Annotated in this window: 9 protein-coding genes; 7 read left to right on the plus strand and 2 right to left on the minus strand. The window is 34.1% G+C overall.

All coding sequences use genetic code 11. From position 1 onward, the window contains the following. The first annotated feature begins 187 nt into the window (after nt 1-187). The 3 genes from GCQ56_RS03705 (at nt 188) to GCQ56_RS20735 (ending at nt 6026) form a co-directional block, all read left to right on the plus strand. Nucleotides 188-2617: a S9 family peptidase gene (locus tag GCQ56_RS03705; protein ID WP_152733033.1), complete on the plus strand. Its 2430-nt coding sequence runs from the start codon at nt 188-190 to the stop codon at nt 2615-2617. A 193-nt stretch (nt 2618-2810) separates the two neighbouring features. After that, on the plus strand, nt 2811-3404 hold the full coding sequence (locus GCQ56_RS03710) for a hypothetical protein (protein WP_152733034.1): 594 nt from the start codon (nt 2811-2813) through the stop codon (nt 3402-3404). Nucleotides 3405-3524: 120 nt separating this feature from the next. Then, nucleotides 3525-6026 (plus strand): endonuclease MutS2, encoded by a 2502-nt coding sequence (locus GCQ56_RS20735; RefSeq protein ID WP_299992867.1) that lies wholly within the window; start codon nt 3525-3527, stop codon nt 6024-6026. 61 nt (nt 6027-6087) lie between these two features. Here the strand turns inward: GCQ56_RS20735 and GCQ56_RS03720 are convergent, their stop codons facing one another. Both GCQ56_RS03720 and GCQ56_RS03725 read right to left on the minus strand, forming a co-directional pair. After that, a complete protein-coding gene (locus GCQ56_RS03720) occupies nt 6088-7029 on the minus strand; it encodes a lysyl endopeptidase (RefSeq protein ID WP_152733035.1) in 942 nt (313 codons plus the stop codon). Nucleotides 7030-7185: 156 nt separating this feature from the next. Continuing rightward, entirely contained in the window at nt 7186-8364 is a 1179-nt protein-coding gene (locus tag GCQ56_RS03725; RefSeq protein WP_152733036.1) for a nucleoside recognition domain-containing protein, read from the minus strand. A 243-nt stretch (nt 8365-8607) separates the two neighbouring features. Between GCQ56_RS03725 and recQ the strand changes: the two genes are divergently transcribed. The 4 genes from recQ (at nt 8608) to GCQ56_RS03745 (ending at nt 16533) form a co-directional block, all read left to right on the plus strand. Further along, nucleotides 8608-10719, plus strand: a complete 2112-nt coding sequence (recQ, locus tag GCQ56_RS03730; RefSeq protein ID WP_152733037.1) for a DNA helicase RecQ — start codon at nt 8608-8610, stop codon at nt 10717-10719. Nucleotides 10720-10876: 157 nt separating this feature from the next. Then, nucleotides 10877-12994: a S9 family peptidase gene (locus tag GCQ56_RS03735; RefSeq protein WP_152733038.1), complete on the plus strand. Its 2118-nt coding sequence runs from the start codon at nt 10877-10879 to the stop codon at nt 12992-12994. Between the two features lie 33 nt (nt 12995-13027). Further along, nucleotides 13028-13855 (plus strand): LytTR family DNA-binding domain-containing protein, encoded by an 828-nt coding sequence (locus GCQ56_RS03740; protein ID WP_152733039.1) that lies wholly within the window; start codon nt 13028-13030, stop codon nt 13853-13855. Between the two features lie 128 nt (nt 13856-13983). Further along, entirely contained in the window at nt 13984-16533 is a 2550-nt protein-coding gene (locus tag GCQ56_RS03745; RefSeq protein WP_152733040.1) for a hypothetical protein, read from the plus strand. The last annotated feature ends 137 nt before the right edge of the window (nt 16534-16670 follow it).

A 16670-nucleotide genomic window follows, 5' to 3' on the forward strand; every position in this document is an offset into this window, starting at 1 on the left:
ATCAATTTAACATTCATGTAATATTAAAATAAATCTGTTGATCTGCTTGTATAGCCATTTTGTCGAAAAAAAGGGTTTCCTCACAAGTAATTTTTCTACATTCAATATTGATTTTTTTTTGAAAGATCTTTAGAATAAAAAACTAACCATCCCTTTTGGATGATATCTATACCAAAACAACAAAAAAATGAAAAAGTTAATTTATGTGCTGCTATTTTTTATAGCTGCAAATGTCAATGCTCAAAATAACATTGACTTTCAAAAGCCTCCAAAACAAATTTTGGATTTGGCTGATGTTGAACGAGCTCCTTCCGTATTGATGGATGAGAGCAAAGAGAACATGGTATTGTTGTATCGTGATGCGTACAAAACAATTGCCGAATTGTCGCAGGAAGAAATGCGTTTAGGGGGACTTCGCATTGATCCAAAGACTAATATTGGCAGCCGTGTTAGCTATTACAATAATGTTAAAGTAAGACGATTGGGTGCTAAATCGGATGATGCAATTCAATTCAAAGGATTACCAACAAATCCACGATTTTCTAATTTTGTATGGTCTCCTGATCAATCAAAGTTGGCAATGACGAATACAACAGCTAAAGGTGTTGAAGTTTGGGTTTTGGACCTAAAAACGGCCAATGCAAACAAAATTGCTGAAGGAAAAGTTAATGCAAACCTGAGAGATGTTATCAATTGGTTTAAAGATGGAGAATCGGTATTGGTGAAATTTGTTGCTGAAGCAAGAAAAGAATTAATTAATGCGAAAAGTTCTATTCCATCAGGACCAACGATTTCCGAAAATGCTGGTAAAAAGGCTCAAAACAGAACTTATCAGGATTTGTTGAAAAATAAAACAGATGAATTCAACTTCGAACAATTGGCAATGTCTGAATTGTTTAAAGTTAAATTGGACGGATCATCAGAAAAATGGTTATCAGCTGCGATGTACAAAAGTGTTACTTTCTCTCCTGATGGTAACTATGTAATGATAAGTGTTGTTGAGAAACCATTTTCTTACTTAGTACCTTACTATCGTTTTCCTTCCAAAACTACTATCTATACAAAGGATGCAAAAAAGGTTGAGGATGTATTAACAGTACCTTTGATTGAAGATTTACCACAAGGATTTATGGCTGTACGTAAAGGTCGTCGATCGGTTCAGTGGAGATCAGATGCAGCTGCTTCTATCATTTATGTTGAAGCTTTAGATGGAGGAAATCCTGAAACGAAAGTTGATTTCCGTGATGAAGTTTTCCAGTTAGAAGCTCCTTTTAATGGCAATGGAAAAAGTATTTTGAAAACAATCAATCGTTTTTACGATATTGAGTGGGGAACAGAAAAAATGGCTATTGCTCATGATTACTGGTGGAATAGTCGTAATACTAAATCTTATATTTTTAACCCATCGGATGCTTCAGTAGCTCCAATCAAGATTTACGATCGTAACTATCAGGATAGATATAATGATCCAGGAAGTTTTGTAAGCAAGAGAAACAAGTATGGAAAATCAGTTCTTGCTCTTGATGGTGATAATGCATATTTGTTAGGTGCTGGTTACTCAAAAGAAGGTCAATTTCCATTCCTGGATAAATTTAATTTGAAGAGTAAGGAAACTAAGCGTCTATACCAGTCGAAGTATACTGATAAATTAGAAAGTCTAAGAGATTTTGATGCGGATAAAAAAGAATTGCTGGTTCGAATTGAGTCAAACAATGAGTATCCTAACTATTTCTTCAGAAAACTTAAAAATAAGAAGTTAGAGCAAATTACTGCTTTTGAAAATCCTTTTAAGAGTATCGAAGGAATTCATAAAGAAGTGATTAATTACAAAAGAGAAGATGGCGTTGAACTTTCAGGAACTTTATATCTTCCAGTAGGATACGATATGGAGAAAAAAGAGAGAGTTCCAATGATTCTTTGGGCTTATCCAACCGAATATAAGGATAAGGCTAGTGCAGGTCAAACGACTTCAAATCCAAATGAGTTTACCTATTTGTATTGGGCTTCTCCTGTATTTTGGGTAACTCGTGGTTATGCGGTTTTAGATGATGCTTCTTTCCCAATTGTTGGAGAGGGTGATGAAGAACCAAATGACTCATTCCGCACTCAGTTAGTTGCAAATGCAAAAGCAGCTATCGATGCGGTTGACGATTTGGGATATATCGATAGAGAAAGAGTTGCTTGTGGAGGACACAGTTATGGTGCATTTATGGTAGCTAATTTGTTGACTCATTCGGATTTATTTGCGGCAGGTATTGCGCGAAGTGGAGCTTACAACAGAACTCTTACTCCGTTTGGTTTCCAAAGCGAGGAAAGAAACTATTGGGAAGCACCAAAGGTATATTATAACATGTCTCCTTTTATGCACGCTGAAAAAATGAAGCATGCACTTCTATTGGTTCATGGTGAGGCTGATAACAATTCAGGAACTTATCCAATGCAAAGTGAGCGTTATTTTAATGCATTAAAAGGTTTAGGAGCGACAGTTCGTTTGGTAATGTTGCCAAAGGAAAGTCATTCGTACCGATCAAAAGAAAATATCATGCACATGTTGTGGGAGCAAGATCAATGGCTTGAAACTCATGTAAAGAATAAAAAACAAGTAGCAGATAAGTAATATTTGCCTTATTAAAAGAATAAAGAGCCTGCACGAAAGTGTGGGCTTTTTGTTTATCTATTTATTTGTAATAATGATAAATAAAGAATGTGTTTATTATTGAATCATTATAATTATTATATTTAGTATGAAATTCTAAAGGGAGAGGTTGCTGAAAATCTTAAGAGTAAGCATTAATGTTAATATTTAACACATGAGAAAAATATTAGTTTTTATTGTTATAGTTTGTATAGCAAATGTATCATTTGGGCAAGAAAAGAATAGGGTAAAGGAAATCGGTCTTGCTTTTAATAATTTAGACGAATTTGGTTTTGTTTATAAAATAGGGCACGAGAAATCGATGTGGAGGTTTAATGTTATAGCATTAAATAATTCTAAAAGTGAAACCGAGAATTTGAATGTTTTAGATAAGGAATATAAAAGTTTAGGTTTTAGTTTTAGTGCAGGAAAAGAATATTATAGTGAATTAACTGCTAACTTTAAATTTAAATATGGTTGGGATTTATTTTATGGATATTATAAGAATAAGGAAAAAGAACTCTCTTCTAATATGTATGATTCAATGGATAAATTAGAAAATAAATCTAAAAATTATGGAGTAAATCTTGTTTTAGGTATTAATTATCCAATAAATGATCATATTGTATTAGGAGCAGAGGTTACGCCGGGAATAAGTTGGTATGAAAAGGAATATGAACTTAATGGTAATAAAACATCGGGAAGAGATGGCTATAATTTTGGATTAACTAATTCTGATGCTAAAATTACACTATCCTATAGATTTTAAAAAATAGTATCAGCAGTTGAAGATAAAAAGGAATAGTTCACAAGAGCTATTCCTTTCTTTTTGCCTATCCATCAGTTTTGTTAATTTTGCAAAGAATAAATTAAGACAGAAAGTTAGCACGTGATATATCCAGATAATTTTGAAATAAAACTAAGGTTCGATAAAGTTAGAGAACTTGTTAAAAAGCAATGTCTAAGTTCGCTTGGTCGCGATTTAGTTGATGAAATTCGTTTTTCCAATTCGCACAGAACTGTAAATCGTTTGGTAAACGAAACCAATGAATTTAAAACCATTTGCCAGGAAGAAGAGAGTTTTCCAATTGGCTACTTTATTGATGTAAGAGGAAGTTTGGAAAAAGTTCGTATTGATGGAACTTACCTGGAATTAGAGGAATTGTACAATTTAAAGCGTTCTTTGGAGTCGATTTCTGCCATTCTTCGCTTTTTTGAGAAGAAGGATGAGGATGATTATCCATACCTGTTGAAATTAACTGGCAACGTGAAAATGTATCCATACATTTTCGAAAGAATCAATGGTATTATCACAAAGAATGGAAGAATAAAGGATAATGCATCGCCCGAATTACAGCAAATTAGAAGCTCTTTGATTCAGAAGCAATCGAACATATCAAAGCGCATGCAATCTATGTTAAAGATGGCACAACGTGAAGGTTGGGTGGATAGAGATGTAGCACTTTCTATTCGTGATGGTAGAATTGTAATTCCAATTCCTGCAGGTCACAAACGTAAGATCAAAGGGATTGTACACGATGAATCGGCAACAGGAAAAACCAGTTATATTGAACCTGCCGAAATTGTTGAAACCAACAATGAAATTCGAGAATTGGAGTATGCTGAACGTCGTGAGATTATTAAAATATTACAAGAGTTTACAGCTCAACTTCGACCATATATCGACGATTTATTTCGCGCTTACGAATTTTTAGCAAATATCGATTTTATCAGGGCAAAAGCAATGTTCTGCATTCAAGTGAATGCACTTTTGCCTAAAATGGTAAATACACCAACTCTGTTATGGGAAAAAGCAACACATCCGCTTTTATATCTTACCCTGAAAAATGAAGGTAGAAAAGTGATCCCTTTAAATCTTCAAATTGACGATGATAAGAGAATTATTTTGATTTCAGGTCCTAATGCCGGTGGTAAATCGGTTTGTTTGCAAACAGTAGGATTGTTACAGTACATGTTTCAGTGTGGCTTTTTGGTTCCCATGGAAGAGGAATCAAAGATTGGTATTTACGACAAAATTTTCATTGATATTGGAGATGAGCAATCTATCGAGAACGACTTAAGTACCTACAGTTCTCACTTGATGAACATGAAACATTTCCTTCGTAATTCAGATAAAGATACTTTGGTATTGATTGATGAGTTTGGAACAGGAACGGAGCCTGCATTGGGTGGCGCGATTGCCGAATCGATATTAGATAAGTTGAATCGTAAACAAGTTCTTGGTGTAATCACTACTCACTATTCCGGCTTAAAACACTTTGCTTCGGAAGCTGACGGAATTGAGAATGGAGCTATGCTTTACGATTCGCATCAAATGAGACCTTTATTTCAATTGGAGGTTGGCAAGCCAGGTTCTTCATTTGCATTTGAAATTGCAAGAAAAATTGGCTTACCGGAAGAAATATTAAAAGCGGCAACCGATAAAATTGGTGAAGATCACATCAATTTTGACAAACACTTGCGTGATATTGTTCGCGATAAGCGATATTGGGAAGGTAAAAGAGATAAAATACGCAGAAACGATAAGAAACTCAACCAGCTTGTTGAGCAATACGATAAAGAGCTAAAAGATGCCAGTAAACTGCGTAAAGATATTATCGAAAAGGCACAGGAAGAGGCGAAACAATTGCTTCAGAACGCCAATAAAACGATAGAAAAAACCATTCGCGAGATTAAAGAGAGTAAAGCCGAAAAAGAAAAAACCAGAAAAGTTAGAAAGGAATTTGAAGAGACGAAAGTTGAATTAACTCAGTCTGAACTGGAGGAAGAGGAGAGAATCAACCGAAAAATTCAGAAACTTCAAAATCGCGAAAAGAAAAAAAATCGAGGAGCTAAAGAGGAAGTAAATCAGGTTAAAGCAAGTAAGCCAGTTGTAAAAGCCAAGAAACAATTCAACCCTGGTGTAATTGAGAAAGGAGATAATGTAAAACTAGATAGTCAAACTTCTGTTGGAGAAGTGATTGAAATCAATAATAAAAATGCTGTTGTTGCATTTGGAAGTATACAAACAACAGTTAAAATTCAGCGTCTTACAAAAGTTTCTAAATCACAAGTTAAGAAACAAGAGAAGACATACAATCAAACATCAGCATTGGTTCAAGAGAGAATCTCCAAAAGGAAACTGAATTTTAGACAGGATTTGGATGTTAGAGGTACGAGAGGCGATGAAGCATTACAAATTGTAATGAATCATGTTGATGAGGCAATTATGCTAGAGGTGAAAGAATTTAGAATTTTACATGGAACTGGCTCTGGAATTTTGCGTCAGTTGATTCGCGAATATTTGCAGACTGTAGGTTTGGTTCGACATTTTAGAGATGAGAAAATTCAAATGGGAGGATCGGGAATAACGGTTGTAACTATGGATTAAGAAAATAGAATCTAAAATAAAAAAGGGAAATTCATTGAGTTGAATTTCCCTTTTTCTACTATTATTCTAACCCGTCATTGATTGCTTTTGCATAGGAACTGCTTTTTCCATAAGCAGCACATTTTTGAATATCATCATACAGCCAAATAAATCCACCATCGATATTCTCTTTTTCGTTAGAGATTTTTTCTTGAATAATGGCTGGTTTATCACCATTACTGCAGTTTTCACCATTTCGACACCACAATCCGTAGGATACTTTTAAGTCTCCGAAATATTGATTCCACTGAGAAGGTTTGTTTTTCCAACCACCAGCGTAGCACTGCAAATAAACTCGGTCAACAGTTCCAGCCTGTTTTGCTTCTACTTGTTCATAAACCGCTTTCCAATACTCATCTTCGTTAAAAGGGCATAGCGCAACTTTATATCCCATATCTGCAAGCATTAAGCTAAATTCAACTGTTGAAGGAACATCGAAGGTAACTTCATCGTCGTAATTAATTGCAGATGCACCAGTAATATCTTGTAATTTTTGAAAAGCCTTGTAAAGTTTTGTGTCAGGACCGATTCCTTCGGTAGCAATTAAGTTTTTAATATTTTCCCACGATTGAGCTCCCCATGCGCCAACCCCAAGTTCTATTCTGTCAACCGAAGTTGGTTCAGTTGTTAAGGTAGCTAATCTGGTTTTCCATTCTGGATCTCCTATGTATTCACCTTCTGCATTGATAATAGGTGTGTCGTTAAAATTCATACTAGCATCAGCGCCAATATGTATGGTCCAAATAATCACAGTTGAAAAACCTGATGATTTTAAATCTTCCATTACTTCCATTCCACCCGAGTAGAATGGTCCGCCACCAAAAACGGCAGAATACTTTCCAGCAGGAACTTCTGAAGAGTTTTTCGATGAGTTATCAGAATCATTATTTGAATCACTACAAGCATTGCAAGCCGATAATGTGAAAAAAATAAAGAGATAGCTTAATTTCTTTAGAATTGTCATTAGTGTAAATTTATGTGTAAAAATATAGCTCTAAAGTAATTGTTAAGGGTTAATGAAAGAGTTAATCTTGACTTAACAGATAGAAAAAGGCATTAATTGAGCAAAAAAAGAGCCATTCTCTAAGGAATGGCTCGAAGTAAAAGGTGTGAAATATTTTTAGATAAACATGCTTATCAATACATAAAGGTAATGAGCAAAAGTACCTGCAAGTATACCACCAATGGTATGTGATAGCAGTGCTTTTGATGTTAACTCACGATAATTTAAGGTATCTAACATTGCGGTATGTGTACTTAAGTAACCACTCCAACACATTCCCATTGCAGTAAATACGGCAATTACGTTTCCATCGATAATTCCTTTAGCAAGGAATGCTTTTACCAATGATAAAGCCGCTCCAACCGCACCTAGAGATGTCACCGGAAATGCGATTAATTCTGGATGTTTAAATCCGAATAAGCCTTCGAAAATCCACCATACATATCCAGCCAATTCAGGCAATATAGGTACTCCTTCATAAGCTAATCCCTGGTATCCTAAAGCAGCATCTTTTGGTCCAAAAGTTAGCATCATAACCATGGTTGATATAATCAAAACACCAGGAATAATAGCAAGACCTAAGTCAACTCCCGATTTTCCTCCATCTAAGATAGAGTTAAGGAAACGAAGGAATACGCTACCTTCCGATTTGAAGCTAATTTTTTCAGTTGCACCTTCAAAATCATTATCCTTACGAACAGGAATGTTTCCTTTGATCAATCGTTGCATTAATCTAGTTGAAACAACAGCTCCAAACAATGCACCAACAAGACCAATAAGGGCAGGAATAAATAAATTCTCATCATTTCCAGGAATCTTTAGGGTAGACATGAAAGTGATTACAATTAATCCCATTCCGAAAGCAGTACCAAAATTGGTTAAAGAAACCAATTGGTAGTTTTTAAAGTATTTGCTAAAATTCTTATCATTAGCCAAACTAATAATAGCAGGATTATCCGATAAAAAAGTCAATACTCCCGCAAGTGCGCCAACACCAGGAAGATTGAATAATGGTTTCATAAGTGGAGCAAGAATTTTTTCCAGTAATCGAACCACTCCAAATTCAATTAAAAGCTTGCCTAATGCTCCCGATAAAACGGTAATTCCCATAATATAGAATACGGTATTCATTAACAAATCCCATGCAGTATTCATGATGGTATTCAGCATATTGGCAACGCCCATCGTATGACCGATGTATCCAAAAATTCCGAAAAATGTAAGAAGAAACATGACAGCTTCGTAGCGTCGCTTCTTCAAAAAATCCGTCTCTTTAATCGACTTAATTGCGTTCATTCTAAAAGGTTGTGTTTTTGTGTTTGTATTTCGCTGCAAATGTAAATTTTTGCAATGGTTTCCGTGATTTTTTTGATATGATCTTTATCAGCTTTTTAATGGGCTAAATATGTTGCAAAAGCATATTTAATATTTCATGTTTTATAATCAATAGAAGATAGTAATTACTCAATTTGTTGATAAAATCTTCTTCATTCTTCCCTCTAATTGTGCTAGCTTTGTCTTCCCAATCAAATTTCATCAATGTCGGCAGCAAAACACGCATTAAAAAGATATTTCGGATACGATCAGTTTCGTCCATTGCAGGAAAAGGTTATTCAATCGGTGCTTAAAGGCAACGATGCCGTGGTAATTATGCCTACCGGTGGAGGGAAATCGATGTGCTATCAGATTCCAGCTTTAATCATGGAAGGAGTTACCATTGTGGTTTCGCCATTGATAGCATTGATGAAAGATCAGGTGGAAGGATTAAGAGCCAATGGTGTTTATGCGGATTATTTAAATAGTTCTCAAACATCTCAGCAGCAAGCCAAGGTATTGGAGAACATTACTGCGGGTAATATAAAACTCTTGTACGTATCACCCGAGAAATTAGTGAGCCAGGAATTTTATTATTTGCTTTTGCAGATGAAAGTCAACTTGTTTGCTATCGATGAAGCGCATTGTATTTCGGTTTGGGGACACGATTTTCGTCCTGAGTACGCGAAAATGTCTTATTTGAAGAAGCAATTTCCGCATGTGCCAGTAATTGCTTTAACCGCTACAGCGGATAACTTAACGCAAAAAGACATATTAAGTCAGTTGAATTTAGAAAATCCTGAGAAATTTATTTCTTCCTTCGACAGACCAAATTTGAGTTTAACGGTGGCTCCCGGCAGAGACAAGTTTAAATCGATACTTGGATTTTTAAGACAACGTCCGCATCAATCGGGAATTATCTATTGTTTGAGCAGAAAGGCAACCGAAGGCTTAGCCGAGAAATTGAGAAATGCTGGCATAAATGCGGCTTATTATCACGCAGGTTTATCACCTGATGAGCGTGCACAAAGACAGGAAGATTTTATCAATGATGAAGTGCCGATAATTTGTGCAACCATTGCATTTGGAATGGGGATTGATAAGTCAAATGTTCGTTGGGTAATTCATTACAATTTACCACGAAATATCGAGTCTTATTATCAGGAAATTGGACGTGCAGGTAGAGACGGCTTAAAAGCGGATACCTTGTTGTTTTATAGCTTTTCGGATGTGATTGTGCATAGAAGATTTATTGAGGAATCAGCTCTTAAAGAAGTTTCGAACGCCAAATTGGAAAGAATACAACAGTTTTGCGATGCCCAGAATTGTAGAAGAAAAATACTCTTAAGTTATTTTGGAGAACATTTGGAAGAAGATTGTGGCAATTGCGATGTTTGTAAGAATCCACCTCGATTATTTGATGGAACTATTATTGCACAAAAAGCATTTTCAGCAATTGTACGATTGAAAGAACAAGTTGCTGCAGGAACTTTAATTGATATCTTAAGAGGATCTTCTCGCCAAGAAATTATAAATAAGGGATACAATAAAATCAAGACATATGGTGCTGGAAAAGATATAGCCCATTCCGATTGGCAACAATATCTTCTTCAGTTACTGAATCTTGGTTTTATATCAGTGGCTTACGAAAATGGCAATGCTCTAAAATTGACAGAACAGGGAAAAGAAGTTCTGTTTGGAGAACGATTGGTGAATTTGGTTCATTTGGCATCTATGAAATCTGAGCCGGAAGTAAAACCAATTGTAAAAACAGAGAAGCAAGTTGCCAGGGAAGGATTATTTGAGGCATTGAGAAAACTAAGACTTCAGATTTCTCGAGAAGAAAATATTGCTCCATATCTGGTTTTTTCAGACGCTACTTTACAGCAAATGGCTCAGGAAGAGCCTACAAGTGAGTTCGAGATGAAATTGATATCGGGGGTGGGAGATAGAAAGTACCAATTGTATGGTGAGTTATTCATTAATGAGATATTGGAATTTGCTCAGGCTAAAAATAAAGAAGCTAAAAAGAGTGGAGAATCTTTCTATAAAACTTACGAATATTATAAGCAAGGTTTTTCTGTTGATGAAATTGCCAGTATTAGAAAGGCAAATCCGGTCACCATTTATTCGCATTTAGCATCACTTTATGAAAAGGGAGCTGATGTTGATTTGTCTGAATTTTTCACATCATCCGAATTGGATCAAATAGGTAATGCATTCAGATCTTTAAACTATTCTGAAAATATAAAGGAACTCTATCTGTATATGAATGAGGAAATAGAATACTATAAAATACGCCTAGCAATATCTTATTTGAAAGTGACTTCATCGTGAATAACTAAGTATTAATCGTAAACATAAGCTTTCTATCGAAAAATTATGGATTGCTTAAATGTTTTTGTTAAATTGGGAGTTGGTTCAATTGAATCAGATCATCGAATTTTTCTTTTTTGATGATTTTTAACCTACACCTATAAATGATTTACAAAACATGAAAGCGAGAACAATAGTAAGTTTGGCTGCCCTTGGTTTTATGGCAGTTGCTTGTAATCAAAAGGCAAATATGCCTGATGCTCCTGATGCAAAGAAAATAGCAAAGGAACTAACAATTCACAACGATACTCGAGTTGACAACTATTATTGGTTAAATCAGAGAGAGGATTCTGCGGTAATCAATTATCTGACGGCTGAAAACGAATATACCGATGCCGTGATGAAGCATACCAAAGAATTTCAAACAAAATTGTTTGATGAAATGGTGGCTCGAATCAAAAAAACAGACGAATCGGTTCCTGCTAAATCGAATGGATATTTCTATTATAGCAGAACGGAAGGCGATGCTGAATATCCACTTTATTGCCGAAAGAAAGAAAACTTAGAAGCTAAGGAGCAAATCATGTTAAATGTTCCTGAAATGGCAAAAGGCTATAGCTATTTTAGTATTGGTGATTACTCAGTTAGCGAAAACAATAAGATTTTAGCCTACTCTGAAGATACACTTAGTCGTAGAAAATATACGATCAAATTTAAAAGCCTTGTAGATGATAAAGTTTACGAGGATGAGATTGGAAATACTACGGGTGGAATTACCTGGGCAAATGATAATAAAACTATATTCTATACTACAAAACATCCTGAAACTCTATTGCCTCATAAGGTATTTAAACATGTTTTAGGAACTTCAGCAGATAAAGATGAGTTGGTTTACGAAGAGAAAGACAATACTTTTTATACTTTTTGTTATAAAACCAAATCAAGAAAATACATCATGATTGGTGTAAGTAGCACAGTTTCTTCTGAATATAGATTTATTGATGCTAACAAACCAAATAGCAAGTTCAAAGTTCTTCAGCCAAGAGAAAGAGATTTGGAATATGGAGTATCTCATTACAAAGATCATTTTTATATCAGAACCAATTATCAAGCAAAGAACTTCCGTTTAATGAAAACACCAATTGCCAAAACGGAAAAAGAGAATTGGGTTGAAATGATTCCAAATCGCGATGATGTCTACTTAAGTAGTTTTGAGATTTTCCGTAATTATCTTGTAGTTAGTGAGCGAAAGAACGGTTTGAATCAAATCAGAATCAGAAATTGGGAAACAAATAAGGAACATTATCTTGATTTTGGCGAAGAAACTTATAGTGCCTGGATTTCAAACAATCCGGAATTTGAAACCGATGTGTTGCGATATGGATATACCTCATTAACAACTCCAACTTCAACTATTGATTACGATATGGAAAGCAAGGAAAAAACCATATTGAAACAGCAGGAAGTTTTGGGTGAATTTAACAAGGAGAATTACGAAGCGAAGCGTACCTGGGCTATTGCTGATGATGGAACCAAGGTGCCAATTTCTTTAGTATATCGAAAAGATAAATTTAAGAAAGGTACCAATCCACTTTGGTTATCAGCTTATGGTTCTTATGGTTCTAGTTCTGATGTTTATTTCAGTACGGTAAGATTAAGTTTGTTGGATAGAGGTTTTGTTGTAGCTACAGCTCATGTTCGTGGAGGACAGGAAATGGGACGTTATTGGTATGAAGATGGTAAGCTTTTGAAAAAGAAAAATACGTTTACCGATTTCAATGGATGTACCGAACATATGGTTGCAGAAGGATTTGCAGCAAAAGATAAAGTATTTGCTTGGGGTGGAAGCGCAGGAGGATTATTAATGGGAGCAATTGTAAACATGCAACCAGAATTGTACAAAGGTGTTATTGCTGCTGTTCCTTTTGTTGATGTGGTAACTACAATGCTCGATGAATCAATTCCATTAACTACTGGTGAATTCGATGAGTGGGGAAATCCTAAGGACAAGGAATATTACGATTATATGTTATCCTATTCTCCATACGACAATGTGAAAGCTCAAAATTATCCTGCAATGCTTGTAACTACAGGATTACACGATTCACAAGTGCAATATTGGGAGCCTGCTAAGTGGGTGGCCAAGTTAAGAGATATGAAGACGGATAAAAATCCACTACTACTAAAAACAAATATGGATTTTGGACATGGTGGAGCTTCTGGTAGATTTGAAAGATTGCATGAAGCAGCTTTGGAATATGCTTTCGTATTGGATCTTGCAGGAATAAATGAATAATAAATTGACAAATGTTTAATTAAGGCACCCTTTTTGGGTGCTTTTTTTGTATATTTAAATCTATTAGGAGACTTTAAAGACGCTATTACTACAATGATTCGAACTTTAATTATAGATGATGAGATGAAGAGTCAATCTACTCTTCATAAACTTTTGGAAAGATACTGTGAAGGTATTGAGGTGATTGGTTTTGCAAATAACGTTAAAACAGGTGTTGAAGCAATAAATAATTTAAAGCCTAATCTGGTTTTTTTAGATATTTCTATGCCTGATGGAGATGGGTTTGAAGTATTGCAAAATGTGCAAGAACGTAACTTTGAAGTTGTTTTTACTACTGCATTTAATGATTATGCCATAAAAGCTTTTCAATATTCGGCCATACATTATCTTTTAAAACCTATAAATTATATAGAATTGCAGGATGCTGTAAAAAGATATAAGGAAAATCATCAGGATATCGACTTAAATGAGAAAATTCAAGTGCTATATGATAGTTTAAATAACTTACATAAAAAGATAGTCCTTCCTACCTCAAATGGTTTGAAAATGGTTGAGCTTGATCAGATTATCTACTGTTGTGCTGACGGAAGTTATACCAATTTTTATTTAAAAGGTGAAGATGTTGTTATGGTTTCTAAAGCCCTTTCAAAGTTCGAAGAAATTTTACCCGCTGATAGTTTTTGTAGAATCCACAGTAAGTATCTAGTCAATTTAAATTACGTAAAACAATACGTTAAAGGGCGTGGTGGTAAAGTTTTACTAGCTAACGGTAAAGAATTAGATGTGTCGGAAGGGAAAAAAGCTGAATTTTTAAAGAATTTGAAGAATATTGCTCATTTTCTGCCAAATTCGAGTAAATAGAATTACGCAATTACAAACTCAAATTACGTAATCGGAAATTGGTATGTTGAAATAGGCAATTGGTGATTGAATTGCCTAATTTTCTTGAGTAATTTCATGGTGTTTTTGACTATCAAAGCACCACTACAATGATAGAAATAGTAAAAGAAGAGATTCTTAAAAAATTTGGAGGAGATTTAGTCTATACAAAAGATTGTAAATTTCTTGCCGATACAATATGTGAAGAAACAGGCAAACGAATTAGCACTACTACAATTCGACGATTGTTTGGTTTCCTAAAATCGAATACAATACCAGGAAAATACACTCTAAATATATTATCTGCTTACCTTGGTTATCAGAACTGGGAACATTTTAGCAGTGCTTTCGATGTAAAATCTCAAACGAATGAAAAGCCAAAAGAAAGTTGGAGTGAATTCTACGAGAAGGCATTTTCTTTTAGTAAGGAAACCTACAATATGATTGTTGGGCAATCGGGGATTCCATTTAATGCGGTTGTAAACAGAGATGATTCGGAGGAGAGAATTCAGCGATTTTTAAATTCTTCAAATACAGCTTTAAGTTTTGTTGCATCAGGGGGATATGGAAAATCTACCATGTTGGCAAAATGGTTTGAAAAAAAATGGATTGAAGAAAACAGTAAAGACGTGGTTCTATTTTTGAATGCGTCAATGATGATAAGTTTTCTAAATGCAGATTTTAAACTTGATTCCTGGATTCAAGATCAATTGAGATTTACCAAGAAAGATTCTTTAAAATATTTTCTAGATCACCCTGAAGATTGTGAAAGCAATATCATTTTTGTAATTGATGCTCTTGATGAAATTACGTATGATAATTTGAAGTTAGAGCGACTGTTTTTACAGTTGAAGCAATTCATTTTGAATTATAAGGATTCAGGAAATGTAAAACTTATTATAACGTCTAGGAATTCAACTTGGGGAAAATTTGCAATGCCGTTCGTCGTTAGTGGTAACGATCTAAAAAACTGTTGGTTCGATTTAAATAATGATCTTGAGAGAGTTAATGAGGCTAATTTGGGCGTTTTAAATCAAAGAGAAATACAGTATGTACTTGATAAAACTATAAATCAACAATATTCTTTGGGCTTAAAAATAGAAGAGTTGTCATATACTCACAAACGAACAATTTCTAATCCTTTTTTCTTAGAGTTATTTGTTAAGTTGTATTCTCCCGAAAGAGGATATCAAAATGATGAAGGTCAGGAATTGATGCAGGAATATATCAAGAATAAGATTTTTTATGCACGCTATTCTGAAGAAAAGGTGGATATTCTTCATGGGATATTAGATTTAATACAGCATGGTAAAAATGGCACTGCAGCAAAAAAATGGGAATTAAGAGATCGATATCCTGTGCATTTGAAAACAGCAGGTAATTATTATCTGGCTTATCAGGAGTTGATTTCTTACGGAATTATATCTGAATATACATCAACAAATGAATTTAATAGTTACTGTAAGTATGTAAAAATTACCAATGAAGTGCTTTTTGAATCATTAATTGGTATCAGTTTAATTGAAGCAAATGGAGGTCTTAATTTTGAATTGATATGTAAGGTTGATGAGGAATACGAAGGATATGACTTAAAAAATAGATTAATCTCAAATCTTCTATCTTCTGAATTTTTCAATAAAGAGAAATTGGTTTTAGAAGATTTATTAAGGCTAAGCGAGGATACATTATCAGATCCAATTGTTTTAGAAACGATTCTTAATTCTACATGCTTTATTGGTGATGATTTGGAAGAGTTTAAAGAGCAATTATCATCGAATAAGAGAATAAGTAAATTATTTTCTCGCTCATTTGGAAAAAAGTTTTCTTTAAATGAAAATAATACTCGATTGCTAAAAGTTGTTGCTGGCAATTCAGCAGATAAAGATTTAAGATTAAGATCATTAGGATTGATGTTGATTTCTTCGATTCATAACGGAGATACAATTAATGCTGATAAATATTACGTTGATTTAACTTCAGAAGAGGCTGATTCTTCATGTACTGGATATACAATAGCCATAAGATTTGCAGGAATATTAATGTATAATTATTTTATTCAGAATGATATTGAAGATCTTGAATTGTATAAGTTGTTTTATTACAGAGAAATGGCTTTTGTAAATTATGAACAAAGCGGATCTGTTGATGGAGAGTTTGAGATGATTCTGTGCACTGCATTGATATATATGAAATCATATCATAAAGTTCTTCAGTTAGTAGATGATGCAGAACATTTATATTATAAAAATGCAGGAAAAAAATGGTCTGTAAATTATCGTATTTTGCAATGCTTTAAGATTTTTGCACAACAGGCATTGGGAATTAAAATAGAATCAAATCAGGTGGAGTTTTTGCTTCAGAGTATGGCAGCAATTAAAACATCAGAAAACTACTATCTACAAATATATTACCACTCGGCTTTAAGTAAATATTATGCTGAAAACAATGATATTCTTAAAGTTGAAGAATTTTTTAACAGAGCTATTGAGTTGAGTGAGTATGCAAATTATCATTTGTGTACAACTGCTTTATATCGAAAAATGGCTCAGTTTTACAATAGTATAGGTGAAAAAACCAGAGAAAGAATTTGTTTAGCAGAGGAAGAAAGAATTTTGAAAAACCATGTTTCTAATTATTCATTAGAAGCCCTATTAGTATAATTACTCTTCACAATTCACTTTTAATTTATAAAGCTGTTTGCATTTGCGGGCAGCTTTATTTTATTTATCATGTTCTTATTCTCTTGCAAAATTTTAACTTTACATGTGGGAAGATATGCGAGCATAATCTTCAATAT

The organism is Marinifilum sp. N1E240 (assembly GCF_009295825.1).
Lineage (GTDB): Bacteria > Bacteroidota > Bacteroidia > Bacteroidales > Marinifilaceae > Marinifilum_A > Marinifilum_A sediminis.